The organism is Halomicrococcus pelagicus, from assembly GCF_051917725.1.
Classification (GTDB): domain Archaea; phylum Halobacteriota; class Halobacteria; order Halobacteriales; family Haladaptataceae; genus Halomicrococcus.
Genome location: NZ_JBQBLX010000002.1, coordinates 757,900 through 778,967, shown reverse-complemented (window position 1 = coordinate 778,967; position 21,068 = coordinate 757,900). Strand labels below are relative to the sequence as shown.

The 21,068-nt window shown below is 68.6% G+C and carries 22 protein-coding genes; 8 read left to right on the top strand and 14 right to left on the bottom strand.

Going from position 1 to position 21,068, the window contains the following annotated elements; genetic code table 11:
* The first annotated feature begins 66 nt into the window (after positions 1–66).
* Positions 67–684: a CHRD domain-containing protein gene (locus ACTF4R_RS08860; RefSeq protein WP_440007489.1), complete on the top strand. Its 618-nt coding sequence runs from the start codon at positions 67–69 to the stop codon at positions 682–684.
* 2 nt (positions 685–686) lie between these two features.
* On the opposite strand, the gene ACTF4R_RS08855 is transcribed toward ACTF4R_RS08860, so the two are convergent.
* The 9 genes from ACTF4R_RS08855 to ACTF4R_RS08815 form a co-directional block, all read right to left on the bottom strand.
* Entirely contained in the window at positions 687–2,168 is a 1,482-nt protein-coding gene (locus ACTF4R_RS08855; protein ID WP_440007488.1) for a class I adenylate-forming enzyme family protein, read from the bottom strand.
* On the bottom strand, positions 2,165–3,202 hold the full coding sequence (gene menC, locus ACTF4R_RS08850; RefSeq protein WP_440007486.1) for an o-succinylbenzoate synthase: 1,038 nt from the start codon (positions 3,200–3,202) through the stop codon (positions 2,165–2,167). The genes ACTF4R_RS08855 and menC overlap by 4 nt, the downstream gene beginning before the upstream one ends.
* The gene (locus ACTF4R_RS08845; RefSeq protein WP_440007484.1) at positions 3,199–4,137 is read right to left on the bottom strand and encodes a 1,4-dihydroxy-2-naphthoate polyprenyltransferase; all 939 of its coding nucleotides are present in this window, start codon (positions 4,135–4,137) and stop codon (positions 3,199–3,201) included. The genes menC and ACTF4R_RS08845 overlap by 4 nt, the downstream gene beginning before the upstream one ends.
* 113 nt (positions 4,138–4,250) lie before the next feature.
* On the bottom strand, positions 4,251–4,850 hold the full coding sequence (locus ACTF4R_RS08840; protein WP_440007482.1) for an NUDIX hydrolase: 600 nt from the start codon (positions 4,848–4,850) through the stop codon (positions 4,251–4,253).
* 38 nt (positions 4,851–4,888) lie between these two features.
* Positions 4,889–5,353: a DUF7109 family protein gene (locus tag ACTF4R_RS08835; protein ID WP_440007481.1), complete on the bottom strand. Its 465-nt coding sequence runs from the start codon at positions 5,351–5,353 to the stop codon at positions 4,889–4,891.
* Between the two features lie 56 nt (positions 5,354–5,409).
* Positions 5,410–5,823, bottom strand: a complete 414-nt coding sequence (locus tag ACTF4R_RS08830) for a DUF7124 domain-containing protein (RefSeq protein ID WP_440007479.1) — start codon at positions 5,821–5,823, stop codon at positions 5,410–5,412.
* 102 nt (positions 5,824–5,925) lie between these two features.
* Entirely contained in the window at positions 5,926–6,180 is a 255-nt protein-coding gene (locus ACTF4R_RS08825) for a DUF7979 domain-containing protein (RefSeq protein ID WP_440007478.1), read from the bottom strand.
* A gap of 92 nt (positions 6,181–6,272) precedes the next feature.
* A complete protein-coding gene (locus tag ACTF4R_RS08820; RefSeq protein ID WP_440007476.1) occupies positions 6,273–6,482 on the bottom strand; it encodes a DUF7979 domain-containing protein in 210 nt (69 codons plus the stop codon).
* Positions 6,483–6,607: 125 nt separating this feature from the next.
* The gene (locus ACTF4R_RS08815) at positions 6,608–7,849 is read right to left on the bottom strand and encodes an NAD(P)/FAD-dependent oxidoreductase (protein WP_440007474.1); all 1,242 of its coding nucleotides are present in this window, start codon (positions 7,847–7,849) and stop codon (positions 6,608–6,610) included.
* 382 nt (positions 7,850–8,231) lie between these two features.
* On the opposite strand from ACTF4R_RS08815, the gene ACTF4R_RS08810 reads away from it, so the two are divergent.
* Positions 8,232–9,251, top strand: coding sequence for a KaiC domain-containing protein (locus ACTF4R_RS08810; protein ID WP_440007473.1), 1,020 nt, complete (start codon positions 8,232–8,234; stop codon positions 9,249–9,251).
* A gap of 1,027 nt (positions 9,252–10,278) precedes the next feature.
* The gene (locus ACTF4R_RS08805) at positions 10,279–11,892 is read left to right on the top strand and encodes an ArnT family glycosyltransferase (RefSeq protein ID WP_440007471.1); all 1,614 of its coding nucleotides are present in this window, start codon (positions 10,279–10,281) and stop codon (positions 11,890–11,892) included.
* 25 nt (positions 11,893–11,917) lie between these two features.
* Here the strand turns inward: ACTF4R_RS08805 and ACTF4R_RS08800 are convergent, their stop codons facing one another.
* On the bottom strand, positions 11,918–12,346 hold the full coding sequence (locus tag ACTF4R_RS08800; protein WP_440007470.1) for a universal stress protein: 429 nt from the start codon (positions 12,344–12,346) through the stop codon (positions 11,918–11,920).
* A gap of 72 nt (positions 12,347–12,418) precedes the next feature.
* Entirely contained in the window at positions 12,419–14,242 is a 1,824-nt protein-coding gene (locus tag ACTF4R_RS08795) for an ATP-binding protein (protein WP_440007468.1), read from the bottom strand.
* 446 nt (positions 14,243–14,688) lie between these two features.
* Here ACTF4R_RS08795 and ACTF4R_RS08790 point away from each other — a divergent pair, with 446 nt between their 5' ends.
* Both ACTF4R_RS08790 and ACTF4R_RS08785 read left to right on the top strand, forming a co-directional pair.
* Positions 14,689–15,297 (top strand): winged helix-turn-helix transcriptional regulator, encoded by a 609-nt coding sequence (locus ACTF4R_RS08790; RefSeq protein WP_433623163.1) that lies wholly within the window; start codon positions 14,689–14,691, stop codon positions 15,295–15,297.
* A 108-nt stretch (positions 15,298–15,405) separates the two neighbouring features.
* Positions 15,406–16,281 (top strand): ribonucleotide-diphosphate reductase subunit beta, encoded by an 876-nt coding sequence (locus ACTF4R_RS08785; protein WP_440007467.1) that lies wholly within the window; start codon positions 15,406–15,408, stop codon positions 16,279–16,281.
* A 4-nt stretch (positions 16,282–16,285) separates the two neighbouring features.
* On the opposite strand, the gene ACTF4R_RS08780 is transcribed toward ACTF4R_RS08785, so the two are convergent.
* Positions 16,286–16,531: a DUF7123 family protein gene (locus ACTF4R_RS08780; RefSeq protein WP_433623159.1), complete on the bottom strand. Its 246-nt coding sequence runs from the start codon at positions 16,529–16,531 to the stop codon at positions 16,286–16,288.
* A 341-nt stretch (positions 16,532–16,872) separates the two neighbouring features.
* On the opposite strand from ACTF4R_RS08780, the gene ACTF4R_RS08775 reads away from it, so the two are divergent.
* Both ACTF4R_RS08775 and ACTF4R_RS08770 read left to right on the top strand, forming a co-directional pair.
* Complete coding sequence (locus tag ACTF4R_RS08775; protein WP_440007466.1) at positions 16,873–18,195, top strand: tRNA pseudouridine(54/55) synthase Pus10; 1,323 nt, start codon at positions 16,873–16,875, stop codon at positions 18,193–18,195.
* Positions 18,196–18,241: 46 nt separating this feature from the next.
* The gene (locus ACTF4R_RS08770; protein WP_440007465.1) at positions 18,242–18,829 is read left to right on the top strand and encodes a DUF6149 family protein; all 588 of its coding nucleotides are present in this window, start codon (positions 18,242–18,244) and stop codon (positions 18,827–18,829) included.
* 146 nt (positions 18,830–18,975) lie between these two features.
* Here the strand turns inward: ACTF4R_RS08770 and ACTF4R_RS08765 are convergent, their stop codons facing one another.
* Positions 18,976–19,098, bottom strand: coding sequence for a hypothetical protein (locus ACTF4R_RS08765; protein WP_433623153.1), 123 nt, complete (start codon positions 19,096–19,098; stop codon positions 18,976–18,978).
* A 239-nt stretch (positions 19,099–19,337) separates the two neighbouring features.
* Between ACTF4R_RS08765 and ACTF4R_RS08760 the strand changes: the two genes are divergently transcribed.
* Complete coding sequence (locus ACTF4R_RS08760; RefSeq protein ID WP_440007463.1) at positions 19,338–19,970, top strand: hypothetical protein; 633 nt, start codon at positions 19,338–19,340, stop codon at positions 19,968–19,970.
* Here the strand turns inward: ACTF4R_RS08760 and ACTF4R_RS08755 are convergent, their stop codons facing one another.
* A complete protein-coding gene (locus ACTF4R_RS08755; RefSeq protein ID WP_440007462.1) occupies positions 19,971–21,041 on the bottom strand; it encodes an archaeosine biosynthesis radical SAM protein RaSEA in 1,071 nt (356 codons plus the stop codon). It lies immediately after the preceding gene.
* Positions 21,042–21,068: the final 27 nt, after the last annotated feature.

Sequence of the window (21,068 nt, the reverse complement as noted above, 5' to 3'; positions counted from 1 at the left end):
GGGGACGTCCCTACCGGCCCGTGACGCTTATGCCCGCGCCCGTCGACTTCGGACGAGGGACAGAGAATGACAAATAGACGCAACTTTCTCCGGGCGGGGGCAGCGGCGGCGGGCGGACTGGCCGCGGCCGCGAGCGTGCAGGCCCAGGACGGTCAGGCGGCGTACAGCGCGGGACGGATGAGCGGCGGCGCGGTGGCGAACGAGGTCCGGACCGAGGCGGAGGGCGCGGCGCTGTTCGTCCGGGATGGCGACGGCAGCGACGGCCGGATGCGGTACGTCCTGATAGTCACCGGCATCGAGAACGTGACGCAGGCGCACATCCACCGGGGCGGCGAGGGGGACGAAGGGCCGGTCGTCACCTGGCTCTACCCCGGGCCGATGGCGCGCGAGCCACAGCGGATTCCCGGGCGGTTCGACGGCGTGCTCGTCACGGACCAGTTCCGGTCGGGCGACCTCGTCGGGCCGCTGGAGGGCGCTCCGTTGTCGGAACTCGTCGCCGCCATCGAGGACGGCAACGCGTTCGTCCAGGTCCACACCGAGGGGAACCCGGCGGGCGAGATACGCGGCCAGCTCGCCGGCGTCGAGCGCTCGACCGTCCAGTTCCGCAATAGCGTGGAGGTCACCGCCGACGACGGGTTCGGGCTCCAGCGGTCGGTCCAGTTGCAGGTCAACGAGCAGTCCTGAGCTCAGCGCTCCCGGCGCAGGCGCTCGCGAACCTCCTCGCGGTCGACCGTCCCGGAGGCGGTCCGGGGGAGTTCGCCGACGGTCGCCAGCAGCCGCGGGTGTTTGTAGCCCGCGAGTCGGCCCTCGCAGTGCTCGCGGAGGTCGGCGAGCGAGAGGTCGCCGCCGTCTCCGCGGGGGACGACGAGCGCCGCGACGCGCTCGCCCCACTCCTCGTCCGCGACGCCGACCACGGCGGCCTCCCGGACGCGCGGGTGGTCGCGCAGCACGTCGACCACCTCGCCGGGGTCGACGTTCTCGCCGCCGGTGACGATGCGGTCCGAGCGACGGTTGAGCACCCAGACCCGGCCCGCCTCGTCGCGGTAGCCGACGTCGCCGGTGCGGAGGCCGTGCTCGCCGAACGCCGCCGCGGTCGCGTCGGGGTTCCCGTAGTAGCCCGCCATCACCGTCGGCCCCGAGACGACGAGTTCGCCGGCCTCGCCGGTCGGCAGGGGGTCGCCGTCCCCGTCGACGACCGTCACGTCGGTCCACAGCAACGGTCGTCCGACCGTGCCGACGTGGTCGAACGCCTCGCCGGGACGCGCGGTGGCAACCTGGGAGGCCGTCTCGGTCATGCCGTACGTCGGGCAGACCGGGACGTCCCGGCGCGCACACTCCGCGACGAGGTCGTCGCGGGCCGGCGCGCCGCCGAGGAGGACGAACCGGAGCGAGTCGGGGAGGTCGCCCCGGTCGAGCAGTCGCCGGAGCATCGTCGGAACGAGCGAGACGCCGGTCGCGTCGCGCTCCCGCAGCGCCGCCAGGGTCGCGTCGGGGTCGAACCCCTCCTGGAGGACGACCGCGGTGCCGTACAGCGTCGAGCGCAGGACCGGCGCGAGCCCGCCCATGTGGTACGTCGAGAGGCAGAGATGCCAGCGGTCGTCCGGGAGCACGCCGAGCCGAAAGGCCGAGGCGGTGGCGCTCGCCAGCAGGTTCCCCGTCGTGAGCGCCACCGCCTTCGGGTCGCCGGTCGTGCCCGACGTGAAGAGAATCACCTGTCGGTCCGACCGCTCCCACGTCGCCGGCTCGAACGCCGCCGGTTCGCGCGCTCCGAGCGCGGGACTCTCCGCGTCACCGTCCACCGAGACGACCGGCACCTCGCCGGCGACCGCGCGCGCGTCGGCGTCCGTCGCCGCCTCCGAGACGAGCGCCGCGAGGTCCGCGACGCCGACCTGTCTCCGGAGTTCCGGTCGGGCGAGCCGGACGTTGAGCGGGACGAGCACGCAGCCGAGTCGCATCGCGGCGTGGACCAGGCGAACCGCGGCCGGCCGCGTCTCCATCAGCGCGCCGAGGTGGTCGCCGGGGCGGAGACCGAGCGCGGCCAACTGCCCGGCGGTCTCCTCGACCGCCGCGTCGAGGTCGGCGTAGGTCCACTCCGTCCCGTCCGCCGCCTCCACGAGCGCCGTCGCGTCCGGCGAGACCGCCGCCCGGTCGGCCAGCCAGTCGTTCATCGCGCCCCCCACGTGTCGGCGACGCCGACGCCGGCGGCCTGCGGGACGCCTATCGCGCCGTCGACGACGCGGGCGCGGTCCGGCCCCAGGTCACGTGCGAGCAGCGCCCCGGTCGCCAGCCCGCAGGCCGGTAGGTCGGGGAGCGCGGCCGCGACGTGGATGGCCGCGGTCCGCGCGACGACGGCGTCCACGGTGGTCGTGACGATAGCCGCGACGCCGCGCTCGCGGGCCCACCGGGCGACCTCGACGGCGCGGTCCGGGCCGCCGAGCGCCATCGGCTTGCAGACCAGCGCGTCCGCGGCACCCGCGTCGAGCACCTCGCTCGCCGCGCGACCGGCCAGCGACTCGTCGGCCGCGACGCCGACGGCGAAGTCGTCACGGAGGTCGGCGAGGCCGGCGAGGTCCCCGGCCGGGAGCGGTTGCTCGACGTAGGCGACGCCGACGGCGTCGAGTTCCTCGAACGCTCGTCGGGCCTGCTCGCGCGACCACGCGCCGTTGGCGTCGGCGCGCAGTTCCACGTCGGGGCCGACCGCGTCCCGGACCGCCCGCACGCGGTCGCAGTCCTCGGCGACCGGGCGCGCGCCGACCTTCACCTTCACCGCCTCGAACCCCGCGTCCGCCGCGTCCGTCGCGGCCGCGACCGTCTCGTCCTGCGGGGCGTCCCCGACCGTGGCGTTGACGGGCACCGATTCGACGCGTTCGGGCGCGTCGGAACCGGCGAGCCACCGGTAGAGCGGGCGTCCCTCGCGGCTCGCCCGCAGGTCCGCGAGCGCGAGCGCGACGCCGTGGCGGGCGGCCGGGCGGTCGTCGAGTTCGAGTTCGTCGAGCGCCTCCTCGCCGTCGAGGCCGGCGATCGCGTCCCGACACTCCGCCAGCGTCTCGGTCCAGCCCGGCAGCGGCGTCGCCTCGCCGAGACCCACGTCGCCGTCGTCCTCGACGCGCAGGAGGACCCCGTCCCGGCGCTCGACGGAGCCGCGAGCGGTGGCCAGCGGCGATTCGAGCGGGAGCGAGAACTCGCGGGTCTCGACGTTCATGCTACCATCCCGAGCGCGAACAGGGCGGAGTGGGCCGCCAGCAGTTTGCCGGTCCGCTCCAGCGCCGGGTTGAGCGCGTCGCCGGACGTCTCGGTCAGCACCGTCCGCGAGACGAGCGCGGCGTAGGGGAGCGTGACGAGCGGCAGGAGGACGGCCGGACTGAACGCGTCGGTCGTCCAGAGGAAGACCGGGACGAGGTACGACAGCGCGAGCAGGGCCACGAACTCCGCGCAGCTGGCCTGCCGGCCGACGAGGACCGCGAGCGTCTTCTTGCCCGCCTCGCGGTCCGTCTCGATGTCCCGGACGTTGTTGACGACGAGGATGTTCGTCGAGACGGCCGCGACGGGGAGCGACGCGAGGAACGCGGTCCAGGTGACGGTGCCGTCGGGAATCCCGATTGGGACGCCGGCGACGAACGAGGCGGCCTGCACGTAGAAGGTGCCCATCACCGCGACGACGCCGAAGAAGACGAACACGAAGAGGTCGCCGAGGCCGTGCGAGCCGAGGGGGTAGGGACCGCCGGCGTACGCGACGCCCGACGCCACGCTGGCGAGGCCGACGACGAGGATGGGGAGGCCGCCGACCGCGACGAGGTAGACGCCGACGACGACGGCGGCGGCGAACGTCGCGTACATCGCCCGCCTGACCTCGTTCGCGGGGATGAGGCCGGACTGGGTGACGCGGGTGAACCCCTCGCGTTCGTCGGTGTCGACGCCCTTCACCGCGTCGTAGTAGTCGTTGGCGAAGTTCGTTCCGATCTGGATGAGCGCCGCCCCGAGGAACGCGGCCAGCGCCGGCAGGGGCGCGAACACGCCCTCGTGGACCGCCAGGCCGGCGCCGACGACGACGGGGGCCGCGGCCGCGGGGAGCGTGTGCGGCCGGGCCGCCATCAGCCACGCCTCGCGCCGGGAGACCTCTGTCGCCGTTTCGGTCATTACCGTGACCTTTCGCCGAGAGCGTCATAGCGTCTACGATTTCGGAAGCTGCGACGGAACGTACGAGACGCGAACGCCAGCGGCGCGAACCGGGAGGAGCGACCCGGACGCCGTCAGTCGTCGAGGTCGGGGTCGGTGTCGACGAAGCGGTCGATGCGCTCGGGGGCGCGCCAGTCGGTCGTCAGCTCCAGCAACTGCACGACGATGCGGCCCGTCGCGCCCCAGACGGTGTAGCCGTCGACGTGGAAGAAGTGGATGACTATCTCGCCGTAGTTCGGGTGGTCGCGGTGCTCGGTTTCGTAGTTGTCGGCGTCGAGGAGCGCGGAGACGGGGAGGACGGCTATCTCGGCGACCTCGCGCTCGTCGGGGTCGTACCGTCTGTCGGGAATCTTGGCGACGAACGGCGTGACGGCGTAGTTCGTGACGGTCCGGATGTCGTCCAGTCGGCCGACGCCCTCGACCTCCTCCGGGCGGAGACCGATCTCCTCGCGGGCCTCGCGGAGCGCCGTCTCCCAGAGGGTGGCGTCCCCCGGCTCCCTGCCGCCTCCGGGGAAGCTCATCTGGCCGGGGTGTTCGCCCAGGTGGTCGGCCCGCTTCGTGAAGAGGAGACCGGGTTCGCCCTCGCGGACGACCACCGGAACGAGCACCGCGGCGTCGCGGTCCTCGTCCGTGACCGGCCGCGGAACGCTGTCGGTCACCCGACCCAGGTCCATACGGGTCAGTTGCCTCGCGCGTTCTTAACTCGCCCGCTTCAGTCGAGGACCGGGTCCAGTCGCTCGCGCACCTCGTCGGTCTCGACCGGCCCCCAGGCTTCGAGGTCGTAGCTCACGTCCAGCAGGTACCCGGCGCGCTCCTCGTCGCCCGCCTCGGCAACCGTCTCGGCCTCCTCGCGCAGTCGGGTTCGCGTACGCTCGGCGAGCGCCGTCCGGTCGACGCCGCGGTCGGGGACGTCCATGATGTGCGGCAGGTCCTCGCCGTTCTCCGGAACGGCCGGGAACGCCACCGGACCGGACGCGAGCACCGACTCGCCGTCGTAGTTTCCCTCGACGAGGTAGTAGTCGTCGACCGCGTCCGCGATGACCGACTCGAACGCCGACTCGTCGACCTCCTTGCCCTGCTTGAACGCGAGTTCGGCGAGCGCCCGGGCGAGTTCCGCCCGCGTCAGCGCCCCGAACAGGTCCACGACCCCCGCGAGTTCGTCCTTGGTTCGGCTCACTACCGGAACGGGTCGGGCGACCGACATCAGTGTTTGCGTTCCAGCGAACGCGACGGCTACGGCCAGTCGTCGCGCTGGTCCTCTTCGACCGCGCGGTCGTCGTCCTCGACCTCCGCGGCGAGGGTCCACTCGGCGGCCTCGGCGGCCTGCTCGACGGGGAGGTACTCCCAGTCCTCCTCGTCGGCGAGGTCGCGGTCTTCGTCGGCGGTCCCGACGAACACGTGCCGGTCGGTGTCGAACTGCTCTCTGACGCTCGCCAGACTCTCGGCGCGGCCTTTCGGTCCGGAGAAGAAGTCCTGGCGGATGCGGTTCTTCCGCGTGAAGTTCGTCACGACGTAGGTCGGCTTGTCCGAGATAACGCCGACGTAGCGACTCCAACGCCGGGCGTCGTCGAAGACTTCGCCGGGACTCGCCAGCGCTTTCAGCGCCTCCAGTTCGAAGGCCAGCGTCATCTCGCCGCTGCCGTTCATACTGGTATCTCCTTTCCTGTCGGAGAAAACGGCTTCGGTCTGGGCGACGAGCGAAGGGGGCCGGATGGCGTCGGCCGGGACGGCGGCTGATCGGGCGGGGGACTATCGAACGTCGACGCGGTAGTACTCCGTGAACACGACGACGCCGTCGCCGACCTCGTCGGCGACCGACTCGGCGACGGGAACGAGCGCCTCCTCGCCGTCGAGGTCGGCGAGCACCTGCTGGGTGCGCTCGTGGAGTTCGTCGAAGTGACGCACGCGGGCGTCCGGCGGCACCGTGTCGATTCGGCTGACAGCGACGGCCCGGCGTTTTGCGGCCGCGGTCGGTGCCTCGCTACTCGTGGTGTTCGTGGCCATTGATGTATGTTACCAAATAACATTATTCATCTTAAACCTTGTGGTAAAACTGTCCGCGGGCAGGAGGAAGACCGTTAGAAGAGGAAGCGCCGTCAGGTAACGACTACGCGATAGTAGTCGGTGTATTTGACGAACTCGCCGTCGGTGAACTGGAGCGCTGTCTCGTCGTCGACGTGGCGTTCACCGCCGTCGACGACCGTGGCGAACTGTCGTTGCGCACACCACCCTAGTTCGTCGTAGTCCCGGACGGTCGCGCCGTCCGGAATCGTCTGAGCAGGTTCGACCGTTATTTTCGGTTGCAAGGACACCACAGACCGTATTGGTCTTTGGTAGCATGTGCCATGGGAGAACTTAAACTTTGCTTTCACGACAGATTTGAGGACCGGTCCGCCGACCGAGAACGGACCACCGAGAACGAGGAGGTCGACTACTGTTCCTGCGGGAGAGCGAGTTTGTCGGGGTCGAACTCCTTCTCCAGAAGGACGTCCTTCTGGTCCGAAACTTCGGCTTCCCGTCGGATGAGGTCCTTGTAGTTACCCTGGGGAGCGATGTCGCCGATGAGGACGCCGCCGACGAGTTTGCCGTCCTTGAACGCGAGCCGACGCCACTCCGTGTCGCTGTACTTGCGCTCGCACTCGTCGTCGCCTAACGTCGGGAAACCGAAGCTGAGGAACGGGAAGTCGAAGTGCGTGATGGAGTACGACGACACCCAGCGGAACTCCTTCGTCTCGTCGTCGGAAACCATGTTCTGGGCGGCGACTACGCCCTGCTCTTTCGCGCTCCCCCACGAACCGTTCTGGGCGTACTCGTCGAGGATGACGTCGTAGTAGCGCGTGATGTCGCCCGCCGCGTAGATGTCCTCGGTGCTCGTCTGCATGTACTGGTCAACGACGATGCCGTTGTCCATCTCCAGGTCCGCACCCTGGAGGAACTCCGTGTTGAAGTTCAGGCCGATGGCGACGCCGACGAACTCGCTGTCGTAGGTCTCGCCGTTGGCGTCCACGGTCGAGACGACGTGGCCGTCGTCGTCCGTCTCGAAGCGGTCGACGCCGCTCTCGAAGACCGTCTCGACGCCCTTCTCTTCGAGGGCGTCGTGGATGATCTCCGCCCCGTCGAGGCTGAGTCCGTAGCGCCACCAGCGATTACCGCGCATGATGTACTTGGCGTCGACCTCCTGTGCGGCACAGACGGCCGCGAGGTCGATTCCAAGCAGGCCCGCCCCCACGACGACGCCGGATTCGGCGTCCTCGGCGTTCTCGGCGATGCGCCGGGCGTCCTGGAACGTCCAGAAGTGATGGACTCCGTCGGCGTCGCTGTTGTCCACCGGGAGCTGGGTCGGCGTCCCGCCCGTCGCGACGAGCAGCTTGTCGTACTCGTAGGTGCCGCTCTCGTGGGTGTGAATCTCGTGTGCGTCCGCGTCGATGTCGGTGACGAACGTGTTCAGGTCGAGGTCGATGTCGCGTTCGTCGTACCACTCCTCGTCGTGGATGGAAATCGGAGCTTCCGGGAGCTTCCCCTTCGCGAACTCCTTAATCAGGATGCGATTGTAGAGGGCTTCCCCCTCGTCGGTGATGACTGTGACGTCGGCATCCGGCTCCTCCTCGCGGATGGTCTCGGCTGCGGAACTCCCCGCGATGCCATCGCCGATTATCACGTACGACTCGGTCATGTGAACGAATTTCTCCTTCGGGGTTAAAGTGGGTTGCTATCTACGGAGAGCCACCGGTTCGACCCGGGGGAGAGAACGGCCGACGCACACGCCTGCGGCGTCTGGGCCGTCGAGGACCACTGCGTGTTCGTCTTGCGCCGTCACCGTCGCGATTGTCGACGGCGGCCTGCCGCCAATCCGTCCGACGGGGCCCTCCGCTGTCTCCCGGCTGACATCCGCCCACCCGGATTCGGCGAACTGCCTCGAACGCCCCACAGGGTCGAGCGGGCGGCGGTCGCCGGGCAGGACGCGAGTAACATTAATCTGTACGGGGTTCCAGTGACAGAACGATGAGGGTTGTTCCGGGCCGGCCGGCAGCGGTCGCCGACGCGGAGGCGATTCGATGAGCGACGACGACTGGTTCGAGTCGGCGCTCGACGAGACGGACGGCGAGGACGCCGACCGGAGCGTCGAAGGCGACGACCGCGAGGAGCGAGAGGTGGACGACGGGGCCGACGCGAACGACGAAGAGCGGGCCGACGAAGGCGGCGACTCGCTGTTCGACGACGATTTCGGCACCGCGTTCAGCAACGCTCCCGGTACCGGCGGCGAGAACTTCGGCGGCGGCGAGGACTTCGGCGGCGAGTTCGAGGGCGGTTTCGGTGCCGGCGGCGGTTTCGGCGAGAGCGGTGGCGAGTTCGACGACGAGGAGTTCGAGTCGTCCATCCCGCGCGTCGACGTCGGCATCGAGGGTCTCGACGGGATGATACAGGGCGGCATCCCCGAGCGAACGCTGATGGTCGCCATCGGCGACGCCGGGACCGGGAAGACCACCTTCGGCCTCCAGTTCCTCGAAGAGGCGCTCTCGCGGGGCGAGAAGGCCGTCTACATAACCCTGGAGGAGAGCCACGAGCGCATCGTCAACAGCGCGACCGAGAAGGGGTGGCCGTTCGACGAGTACGTCGCCGAGGACCGCCTCGCCGTCCTCGACCTGGACCCCATCGACATGGCGAACTCCCTGACTAGCATCCGGAGCGAACTCCCCGGCCTCGTCCGGGAGTTCGGCGCGACCCGACTCGTCCTCGACTCCGTCTCGCTGCTGGAGATGATGTACGAGGACCGGGCGACCCGGCGCAACGAGATATACGACTTCACGAAGAGTCTCAAGCAGGCCGGCGTGACGACGATGCTCACCAGCGAGGCCAGCGAGGACAGCGCCTACGCCTCCCGGCACGGCATCATCGAGTACCTCACCGACGCCGTGTTCGTCCTCCGGTACGTCCGCGGTAGCGACGACTTCCGCGAGACGCGACTCGCCATCGAGATACAGAAGATTCGGGACGCCAACCACTCCCGCGAGATAAAACCCTACGACATCACGAACGAGGGCATCAGCGTCTACCAGCAGGCGAATCTCTTCTGAACCACCGTTCCGCGGCCGCTCGTCTCCTTCGGTTCCGGCACCGGGGTCGACGACACGGTTTCCACCCCGGAATCGGACACCCGTGGATCGCCGCGTTCCCGGTGCAAACTCATCGACAGGGGTTTCCTAACGGGGAAAGCAGTAGTTACGCCGTTCCAGGACCGGATCGAAACTGACCGGTTCGTTCGAGCAGACTCCGTCGCGGGAACTGGACGCCTTCGGGTCGTACGACCGATTCACCTGCGGCGAACCCCTCGACGAGGTGATCGAGTGCTCGTCGTCCGACCCGTACGAACGCCACTGGAAGAGTACCCCCATCCCCACGCGATACCGTTACGCCCCTCCTGCGCTTGGGCGGGAACGCGGAGTCCCGGAACCGCACGTTCGTCCGATAGCCGCACCGAAGTCCCGGTAGTCGTGGCCCGAGCGTTCTGCTGCGTACGTCCTCTCGATCGCCAGCGTCGACGAACGTACCCTCTCGACCGGCCCGTTGCTTCCGGCGGAACGGGGTCGCCGTCGCGGGCTACCCTTCGACCGCTTCGTCGAGGATGGCGAGAGGAGTTACCGAACCGTTACGAAGCCTCGTGTCTTCTCAACGACCGCTTTGAGAAATCGTCTACGCACGGTAACGTGCCCAACTCGGTCGATTTCGGCGCTAAATGATGCCCTACTGGTTTGTACAATCGCGTGAATCTTATTGACCAAGAACGTCCCAGCGGTCACGGTACTGCATGACTGCGCACGCACCTCCTCTCTCCCTCTGGAGATCGACCGACACCCGTCGCAGATATACGCTCCCGGAATCGGCTCCGTACCAGTGTCTCCCTCCCTTACTGAACCAGTCACTGAACGTAGCGAAATCGACGTCCGCACTCCGTACGTGCTCTTCGAACTCGCGGCAGTCCGTATCGGCGAGTAGCCCGGGCGTCTCGGCGACGGTGAGAGAAAACGACTGGCGATGCGTGCCGTCCCTGCGCGGCCGCTCCCGTTACTGGCACGCAGGTTACGATTCCAGCCACGAACCATAATGGCGGGGGACAGTAGTTTCACCGACCGTCCCACGGACGAGCGCGAACAGTCCCGCCTGGAGCAGGCCGCCTCGTCTATCGCCGCCGCCCTCACGAGAGACCGGGTCTGGCTCGGAATCGCGCTGGTCGTCGCGGCCGTCGTCGTCGGTGTGTACTACCGGTCCCATCCGTACCCCGCGTACGGGGCCGGTCTGTACCTCTCCATCGCCGAGGAGATTCTCGCTCACGGTTATCGGCCTCCGATGCGAATCTCCGGCTACACCGCGGAGGGCGTCCCGTTCGTCTATCCGCCGGTAGGATTCTACGTCACCGCAGTACTGCTCGATCTGGGCGTCGACCCGATGACGCTCACTCGCTTCCTTCCCGGCGTCGTCTCCACCGTCGCCGTGATTCCGTTCTACTACCTGGCCCGCGAGATACTCGGGTCGACACCCCGGGCCGGCGTGACGGCCAGCATCTTTGCGGCGACGCCGGTCGTGTTGCAGTGGCATATCTCGGCGGGCGGTATCGTGCGCTCGCCGGCGTTCCTGTTCACGCTGACCGGACTCTACTGCGGGATACGGCTGTTCCGAGGCAACCACCGTCGTTGGCTCGCGCCAGCGGCGGTCCTCTTCGGACTCACGCTCCTGACGCATCCGACGTACACCGTCTTCTTCGGGGCGAGCTACGTGCTCGTGTGGCTGTTCTACGACCGTTCGTCGACCGGGTTGGTCGCGGGGGCCGCAGTGGCTGCCGGTGGCCTCGTGATCGCATCGCCGTGGATAGCGTACACGGTCTCGACGCACGCCCTGGAGATATTCGCGGGGGCGGCGGGCACCCACGGCGGACTCGTTCAAACTCGCTCGCCCTTCCGCGTCCTCTCCGAACTGGGGCGGCCGATCGCCGCCGGCCGCACCATGTCGCTCTGGTACCTCCTGACCCTCCTCGGCGGCGGCTACCTGATCGCTCGGCGGCGGTTCTTCATTCCGGCCTGGTTCCTGGTCTCGATAGTGCTTCTCCACGAACGCAGGTTCGCGTTCGTCCCAGGAACGATGGCCATCGGCGCGTTGATGACCGCGCCTCGCCACCTCGGAGCCGACGAGACGTACCAGTACGCCACCCGGTGGTTGTTGCGGGGCGTGACCGCCGGACTGGTGGTGCTGTTGGTCACGATGGGCGGTTTGTACGCGGTCGGCACGCCGCTGCACGGCGGCACGTCGCAGCCGTCGTTCGTCGACGAGGAGGACGCCACCGCGATGGAGTGGGTCGACGAAGAGCTGCCGGCGGACGCCGACTTCGTCGTCGCCGGCGACGCTGCCGAGTGGTTCCCGTATCTCTCCGACCGGACGATCCTCGTGGGGCCGTGGGGCGTCGAGTGGAACTCGCCCGCGGCGTATCGACACCACCTGCGGACGTACCGTCGTCTCTCGCACTGCCACGCCGAGACGTGTCTCTCGAAACAGCTACGTCGAGCCGACGTTCGGCCGGACTACGTGTACGTCCCGAAGGGCACCTACACCGTTCGGGGCATCGAGACGCAGCAACGTCCGCGGATGCGCCGCTCGCTCGTCCGCTCGGACGACTACCGGCTCGTCTACGAGAACCGGGGCGTTATGATATTCCGGGTGCGGTGATGGCCCCGACCGGACGACGGCGCTTCTAGCGGACGACGGTCACGGGCACGGGCGACCGCCGGACGACGGTCTCCGCGACGCTGCCGAGCAGGATGCGCGAGACGCCCGACCGACCGTGGCTCCCCATGACGATCTGGTCGAAGTCGTTCTCGTCGGCGAACTCGACGATGACCTGCGAGGGACGACCGAGTTCGGTCGCCGTCGACAGCGTCGCGTCGTGCTCGTCGGCCAGTTCCTGGGCCTCCTCGAACAGTCGTTCGGCGTTCTCCTTGGAGTCCTCGTACCACTCCTCGGAGTAGCCCGGCATCCCGACCGTCGAACTGTACCCCACGTCGATGGGGTCGATGACGTTCAGGACCTCGATGTCGGCGTCCTCGAACTCGGTCAGCGCGTGTTCGAGCGCCTTCGTCGACTGCCGGGAACCGTCGATCGGAACGAGTACGCGCTTGGTCATGGTCGACACTACCATCTCTCGATATATCGAAGCATCGGTCTCGCCGGCGCGTCGACCGGGGACGGCGGTCGGTCAGTCCCGACCGTGGCGGGTGACGCACTTCGAGAGGCCGACGAGTTCGACCGGCTCGGAGTTGTCCGGCGAGTAGACGACCATCTGTCCCTTCTCCATGTACGGGACCTTCCGTTCGAGATTCGCCGGGATGTTGACACTCTTGATGGCGTCCTCGTCGCCGAGGTTGAGGACCACGGTCGTGTTAATCTGCTTGAACACCGGTTCGGCGACGTCCTGGGGGTCCTGCGTGACGAGGAAGAGGCCGAGACGCTCCTTGCGACCCTGCTTCGCCGCCTCCGTGAACTTCCCGACGACCTTCCGGGCCTGGACGCTGTCGGCGTCCGAGAGGAAGTTGTGCGCCTCGTCCATCCCGACGACGAGCGGCGTCTCCTTGATGCGGTCGAACCGCGGCGCGTTCGACAGCTTCTCGTCGATGAGGAGACTCGACACCGCGAGCACTATCATCTCCGTCGCCCGCGTGCTGTTGACGTGGTACGTCGGGACGACGGTCAGCCCGCCGGGACGGACGAACTGCTTGACGAGGTCGGTCAGCGGGCGGGCGTCCTGGTCGAAGACGTTCTGGAACGTGGGGTTGACCGCGCGTCGTTTCACCGCGTTGAAGGTGGCCTCGTGGACGCGTCCGTTCTCGTCGAGTTCCTCGCGGAGCGCCGGGTCGTCGAGGAAGTCCCTGAACTGGCGGTACGTCCCCGACGACCCGTGCCGGTCGAAGAACCGCCCCAGGAGGAGCTGGAGCGCGTTGTACTGGTTGTCGTTCAGGCTGGCGCCCGCGATGAGCCACGGGTTCGACCGCACCATCGAGAACGGGACGGTGAACTCCACCTGCTCGGCGCGGTGGTGGTCGGCCGCGTAGGTGACGCCGTCGACCTTCGGAACGAACGCGGTCGTGTCCTCGTGACCGCCGTGGGCGACGTTCTCGCGCTCCCAGGCCCGCTCGTCGTCGCGCGTGACCTCGGGGTTGTCGTCGTGCATCTGGGCGTACTCGTCCTGCGGGTCGAACTGCACGACCGCCATCCGGCGCTCGCGGTCGCCGCCGCTCTCGACGGGGTACGTACGCTCGTCGGCGAGGTACTGGCGGAGGACGTTCTTCGTACCGTGGGTCTTGCCGGAGCCAGTTCCGCCCGCGACGAGCGTGTGCCGGAAGACGAGCGGGTCGCCCTCGCTGTAGTCGTCCTTGACGCGGTAGTCGATGGTCGGCGGCTCCGCGGCGGTGCGGACCTTCTCGCCGCCGACCGCGAGGTGGCCGAGGAAGACCCCGTCGGTCGGTATCTTCAGCCCGGTCTTGATGTCGGCCTTGTCGTCGGCCTGCCGCACCGTCGTCTCGGGCTTCGGCACGCGGTCGGTCATCCGGCGCTTGAGTTCGCCGTCGTCCTCGTACAGCACCGCGACGGGGTCGAGCGACGCCACGAACTTGTAGTCGGTCTCCTCGACGTCGTCCCGGCGCATCGCCCGCCGGGCGTGAATCTCGGTGGCGTCGTCGCTGCGGTACTCCTGGGCGTACTCCAGCGCGGTGACGCGGCAGAACAGCTTCTCGTCGTCGGGGTACGGCACGAGCAGGTACTTGCCGACCCGGACGTCGCCGCGGTTCGGGGCGGTCACGTACGCCCGGAGGCAGTCGTCGTCGTCGGCCTCGCCGATGGACAACCCCTCCGAGACCGCGAGGTGACCGATACCCCGGTCGCGACCCGTCGGGTCGGTGTCCATCCGCTCGAACGACCGGCGTTCGCTTCCGTCGTCCGTGCTGCCGTCGTCCGCACTGGCGTCAGCGCGGGCGTCGTCCGCGTCGTCGCCCCCGTAGTTGGCGAAGTCGTCGAGGTCGCTCACGCTCCGCTCATCTCGGTCACACGTCAAACGCTTTTCGCACGCGCACGGTCGCACGGCGGACGCTGTTCTCGCGCTCGTTACGGAGTCGATAGAACGGACGGCACGGGTGTCGGTTCGGCCCGGAAGACGGACTTTCGTGGTGGGCGTGGTTGACACACCTGGCGAGAGGCCAGCACGCCACCAGAGCCCACGGCACCGCCGGACCGACCACGACAGCAGGACGGCGCACGGCGGGACGACGGCGAAAGCGCGCCGACGCCCCGTGTCCTTCTGCTGCCATCGGGAAACAATTCCAGCGACGTACTAAATCTAACGGCCATAGAATCTGACAATAATCAGCAAGGTTCGGGACGAGCCGGCGGTCGGGGCAGCCGATTGCGCCCGAACGAAAGCGACACAGCGACGAGCGAAGCTGTTTTAGGGCACCCAATCGTATTGAATCGTAGATGGTTGAGCCCGGCAACGTCGATGAAAATAAGCGCGCGACGCTCAGACGCTTCGCGGCGCTCGGCGCGGCAGCGCCGCTGACGAAACTCGCCGACCGCGACAGCGAGCGCAGCGACGTACCCGACGCCATCGCGGGCTACGTCGCCACGACGCCGGGTGCCCACTTCTCGAAGGTGCGCGACGACCTGCAACTCGGCACCGGCGAGACCCAGCACCACCTCCGCCGACTGGTCGAGACCGGCGTCGTCGAGAGCCACCGGGACGGCGACTACCGGCGCTTTTTCCCCGCCGACCAGTTCTCGGCGTTCGAGCAGGTGGCGCTCTCGTACCTCCGCCGGGACACCCCGCGCGGGATGATAGTCGAGTTGCTGCGCGACCCGTCGGCGACGGGCGGCGACCTCGCCGACGCGCTGGACGTCTCGCGGGCGACGGTGAGCAAGCACGCCGCCGACCTGGAGGAGATGGGACTGCTCTCCCGGGAGGGCGGCTACGCCGTCGAGCGCCCGGAGACCCTCATCACGCTGCTCGTCCGCTACGCCGACTCCTTCGACGCGAACGCGGAGACGTTCGCCACCGAGGCGGCCGGCCTCATCTCCTTCGACCCCTGAACCGGCGGGCGTCTCGCGCTCGCGACGAACGTCGCGTTCGCCGACGCTCCGTGCGCTCTCCCGTCGAACCGGGATACACTGATGGTCGTTCGGGGCCACGTCGAAACGATGACCGACCTCCAGGTGAACCCCGAAACGCGGTCGTATCGCTACTACCGGAACGCGGTCGAGCGTCACTGGGACCCGCACGACGTCGACCTGGACGACGACGGAGCCGAACTCGCCGAGTTCGACCGGGAGACGTTCGACGCCTTCCGCCGCACCGTCGCCCGGTTCGGGGCGGGGGAGGAGTCGGTGACGGAGGACCTCGCGCCGCTCTCGGTCGTGCTGGACGACCTGGAAGACGAGATGTTCGTGACCACACAGCTGTACGAGGAGTCCAAGCACACGGACTTCTTCGACCGTTACTGGCGCGAGGTCGTCCGGCCCGAGGAGGAGCGCCGGGGACTGGCCCCGTCCTCGCCCGCGGACGACCGCTGGTTCAACGACGAGTACGACGAACTGTTCGAGCGCAACGCGGCGGCGATGACCGCCCTGCTGGACGACGACGCGCCGGAGCGTCGGGCGACGGCGTACTGCCACTACCACCTCACCATCGAAGGGGTTCTGGCCCAGACGGGGTACTACGGGCTGACGCGAGCCTACGACGCGGACACCCATCCCGAGCTTCCCCACCTCCCGGGTCTCGTCGCCGGGCTGACGAAGATCAGGGGCGACGAGGGCCGCCACGTGGGGTTCGGGATGGCGAAACTGCGGGAACTCGTCGAGAGCGGCCGGGTGGACGCGGCGCACCTGCACGACACCGTCGGGGAACTGCTCCCGCTCGTCCGGGCGAGCATCCCCGAGCGCGACGCGGAGGGGCCGGGACCGTCGCCCGACGAACTGGTCGCCTACGCCGGCGAGAAACACGCCCAGCGGATGGAACAGATAACGGCGGCGAACGCGGAGATTCCGGACGTGGACGCGTTGACGAGCGTCGAGTAGCGCCCTAGACGACCTTCCACGTCGTCGAGGAGGAGTAGCCCCACTTCTCGACGTCGACGTCGAAGTCGCCCTCGGCGATGGCGGTCATGTTCGCCCCGACCTCCTTGGCGGTGAGGCCGAGGTCCTCGCCGATGAGCCGGGACTTGAAGTACGTCCGGGTGTCGCCGTTCTCGCGGAGATACTGGAGGATGCGCTGCTGTTTGTCGGTGAGGGTGGTCGCGGACGCGGACGCGGTGGTGGTCGTACTCATATCTACGTAGAGAGGAGATGTAGCCTTAGTGGATTTGGTACGCGCAGTTAACTCTCCGCCGTCGTGCGTTTTCTGGCCAATCGAGCGTGAATAGAACCGCCGCGGCGGTCGCCGTTGGTACGGTGAGTAAAACGGTACATCGGGGTCTTCCGGGCAGTCGACTCCGGTCGTCCGCGTCCTGACGGGACCGTCGAGCGCTCGGCGGTCGCGCGCGGAGGTCGGTCGAGCGACGGTCGTCTAGATTCGCCCCGGTCGGTCGCGGTCGTCTCGCACCGCTTCGACCGCGAGCCCGTTCGCGCGAATCGGAAACCGGTTTACGCGGGGGAGACCTCGACACCGACATGGACGTACTCGACGCAGCCAGACGGGTCGTCGCCGAGGGCCCGGTCTGTGACCCCTGTCTCGGCCGGCCGTTCGCCGACCGGAGCTTCGGCCTGACGAACCGCGACCGGGGGCACGCCCTCCGGGTCGCGGTGGCGCTCGACGACGACGAGGACTTCGAGGAGCCGGACGAGCAGTGCTGGGTCTGCGAGGGCCAGACCGACCGGTTCGACGAGTGGGCAGAGACCGTCGCCGAGCAACTGGCGGACGTCGACTTCGAGACGTATCAGGTCGGGACTCGCGTCCCACCGCTCGTCGAGGAGAACGAGCGACTGCTCCGCGAGGCGGCCGACCTCCCCGAGGACGCGGGCGAGCCGTTCAAGTCGGAGTTCAATCGCGAGGTCGGCAAGCGCGTCGGCCGACTCACCGACACGGAGGTCGACTTCGAGCGACCCGACGTGCTCGCGCTGCTCGACCTGGAGGCGGCCAGCCGGGAGGGCGACCTCTCTTCGCACGCCGTCGACGTGCAGGTCAACCCGGCGTTCGTCTACGGCCGCTACCGCAAGTTGGAGCGCGACATCCCGCAGACGGAGTGGCCCTGCCGGGAGTGCGGCGGGACGGGCAAACAGCTGGCCGAGGGAGGCGGCGAGGAGCCCTGCGACCACTGCGGCGGCTCGGGCTACATGTACGACGAGAGCGTCGAACAGCTGACGACGCCGCCCATCCGCGAGGCGATGGACGGCGACGAGGCGGTCTTCCACGGGGCGGGACGCGAGGACGTGGACGCCCTGATGCTGGGGACGGGGCGACCGTTCGTCGTCGAGGTCAAGCGCCCCCGCAGTCGAACGCCCGACGCGGACGAACTCCAGCGGGAGATAAACGAGTTCGCGGACGGCAAGGCCGAAGTCGAGGACCTCGCGCTCGCCACCCACGAGATGGTCGAGCGCGTGAAGGAACTCGACGCGAGCAAGACCTACCGGATGGACGTCGAGTTCGACGCGCCCGTCTCGGAGTCGGACCTGGCGGACGCCGTCGCGGAACTCGACGGGACGACGGTCGAGCAGTACACGCCGAACCGCGTCGACCACCGCCGCGCCGCCCGGACCCGCGAGCGAACCGTGTACGAGATAGATGGCCACCTGGAGGGCGAGCGCCACGCCGAACTGGAGGTCCACGGCGAGGGCGGCCTGTACGTGAAGGAACTCGTCAGCGGCGACGACGGACGGACAGAACCGAGCCTCGCCGGACTGCTCGGCGTCGGCGCGGAGGTGACGGCGCTCGACGTGGTCGCCGTCGAGGGCGAGGACGAACCGTTCGACGACCCCGAGTACCTGCGGGAGTAGAGCGGAAGCCGGGACGTTGAAGGCCGTCGCGGCCCGAGGTTCGCACATGAAGATCCGCCAGAACGTCCGCCACTGGGCCTCGAAGAAGGCGCTGGAACTGCCGGTCGTCGGCGACGTGGTCAACGACAAACTCGTCGACATGCACACCGACATCTTCCTCGAACGCGCCGACGAGGACCACCGCGAGGAGCGTCGCGAGCACCTGGACGCCTTCTTCGACGCGACGATGGACACCTATCTCGCCGCGCTCCAGGAGGGCGCACCCGAGGCGGAAGCGCGGGAGATGACCCACGTCCAGGCGAACTTCGACTTCTACAACCACGGCTGGACGGAGATGATGGAGTTCCCCGGCGACGAACTCGACGAGCATTACGAGCGCTACGAGACCTTCTTCGAGCGCCACGGCATCACCATCGCCGACCCGCTCGGCGAGTTCGAACCGGCGGGCGGGGTCCCGGACGCGCCGTCGACGCCCGAGAAACTGGACGACCCCGAACACCCCTACGCCGAGGGCGGGTTCGCGGACGACGTGTACGTCGAGGGCGACGACGGCGAGCTCCGCGTCGGCGGGCAGGAGGAACCGGCGGACGTGAGCGTCGACAGCGCTCCGGGCGTCGACGAGGACGACGCGTAGGCTACCGCGAGCGTCGGGGTCCTCGCGCGCGACGGGCTACGCCGACCGCCGTCCGTGCGCGGCGAGGAGCGACCAGACGACGCCGACGACGAGTCCCCAGATGAGGACGAGGAGGACGGGCCAGACCACGATGGGCCCGGCGACGCTCACCGTTGTACCTCCGCCGGCGTGTCGGTCGCTATCCACCGCTCGCCGCGGTCGGGGTCGCGGATCTCGACCCACCCGTCCGAGCAGAAGACGGTTTCACACTGGTTCCGTTCACTTGTCATCGTGGAGGCGTCGACCGTGCGTCCGGTGCGTGGGGAGCCGTCACGGTCGACGCGTCACCCGGTCGACCCGTCGACGGAATCGTCCTTAGTTATCCGGAGCGTATCACGTTGGTAGGACGAGCCTACTCCGCGAAAGCACTCCCAAACGACCGTACAATCGGTCGCTTCGACCGTTTCCGGACGAGCGCGACGGAGGTATCGGCAGAAGGTACTTGTCGGATTACGACGACGTTTCGCGCATGCCCTCCAGACGAAGCCTCCTCGCCACCTGCGGAAGCGCCGCGGCGGTCGCGCTCGCCGGCTGTCTCTCCTCGGGGTCGACCCGGGGCGGGACGACGACCGGTGACGCGACCGGAACGACGGCGACGTCGACCACCGAACCGCCGACCACCGACGCGTCGTCCCCCGAGGTCCGCGAGGTCGACCCCACCGACCTCGACCGCGGCGTCCCCCTGGCGCTCCCCGACGTCGGCGTCTCGCTCGACGGTCCGCCCGCTCGCGCGTTCGCGGTCGGGACGGACGACCCGGACGCCGACCCGAAGCCCCATCCCGTCTGGGTGTGGAACGCCACCGACGCGATGCTGACCGTCGAACTGCATCTCGCGATGGGGAGCACGTCGGGAAGCGAGACGACGCTGCTGGCGGAGTCCGTCACCCTGGACCCGGGGTCCGCGGTCGCCGTCGCGCTCCGCGAGCGCCGGCACTACTACCGGCTGACGACCCTGGTCGGCAACCGGGAGGAGGACGTCACCGTCCGCCACTCGGACGTCGACTGCAACGACTCGGCGACCGACGTCGCGGTCACGAGCGAGAAGATACGCACGAGTTCCGTGACGACCGACGCGGCCTGCGGCACGTCGACGGTCGCCTGACTAGCGGGCCAGCGGCAGGCTGTACGCCGTCTCGCGCTCGACGACGGCCTCCCAGGTCGCCTCGCACTCGCAGTCGACCTCCGCGAAGACGCTGGGGTCCTGGCGGAGGTCGAAGTCTTTGATGGCCTTCTGTACCCTGTCGTCGCAGTCGCCGCAGTTGTGGGGTCCGCGGTCGCTGCCGTGGCCCACGGGGTCCGAGACGACGATGGCGTCGGCGTCGGCGGTGTCTTCGAGCACCTCGGCGACCGACCAGAGCCACGGCGGGCGGTAGCCGTCCCGGAAGTACAGTTCGTCGACCATCGTGTACCGCTGGACGTTCGTCGGGTTCATGGAGACGGTGTGGGCGTGTTCCGCGCAGCGCCGGACCGAGGACTTCATGTCCTCGATGGCCTCCGACTCCGAGAGGAACGGCGGCTTCATGAGGAGGTAGGCCTTCACGCCCGCGCCGGCCTCGTCGGCCGCCTCGCTGGCCGCGACGAACTCCTCGAAGTCGAAGTACTTGTTCACGCAGTCGTGGCGCACGCGGTCTGTCGCGGTCTCCAGGCCGATGGCGACGTCCGTGTCCAGTCCCTGTTCGGTGAAGTCGGCGAGTTTCTCGCGCTCGACGAAGTCCGGGAGGCTCTCGACGACGATGCGCTCGCGGTCCCCGAACGTCTCGGCGATGGCGCGGCGCGTCTCCGCGCCGACCTCGCGCTCGTCGAGGAACGACCCGGAGGTGTATATCTTCACGAGGCCGCTCTCCTCGTCGGCGTTCTCCCGCTCGTGGTCGAGACAGACGTCTATCTGGTTCATCAGCGCCTCGTGGGTGACGCTGCCGCCCTCGACGGACTCGGCGACGTAGCCGCACATCGTACAGCCGCCGGCGCGCGCCCACCGACAGCCGCCGGTGTTGAGGATGATGGTGAGGCTCTGGTAGACGCCACCGGGCGTGTTGTCCTCGTCTATCCAGACCCGGGTTGGTTCGTGTGGGTCGTACTGGGCGTCCTTCTGGGCGCGGATGCCCCGCATCACCTCGTTGTGGGCGTCCATGCCCTTGCCACGCTCGTAGACCTCCGGACTCGGCTTGCTCATTACCTGACGAAAGCGGCCACGGGCGTA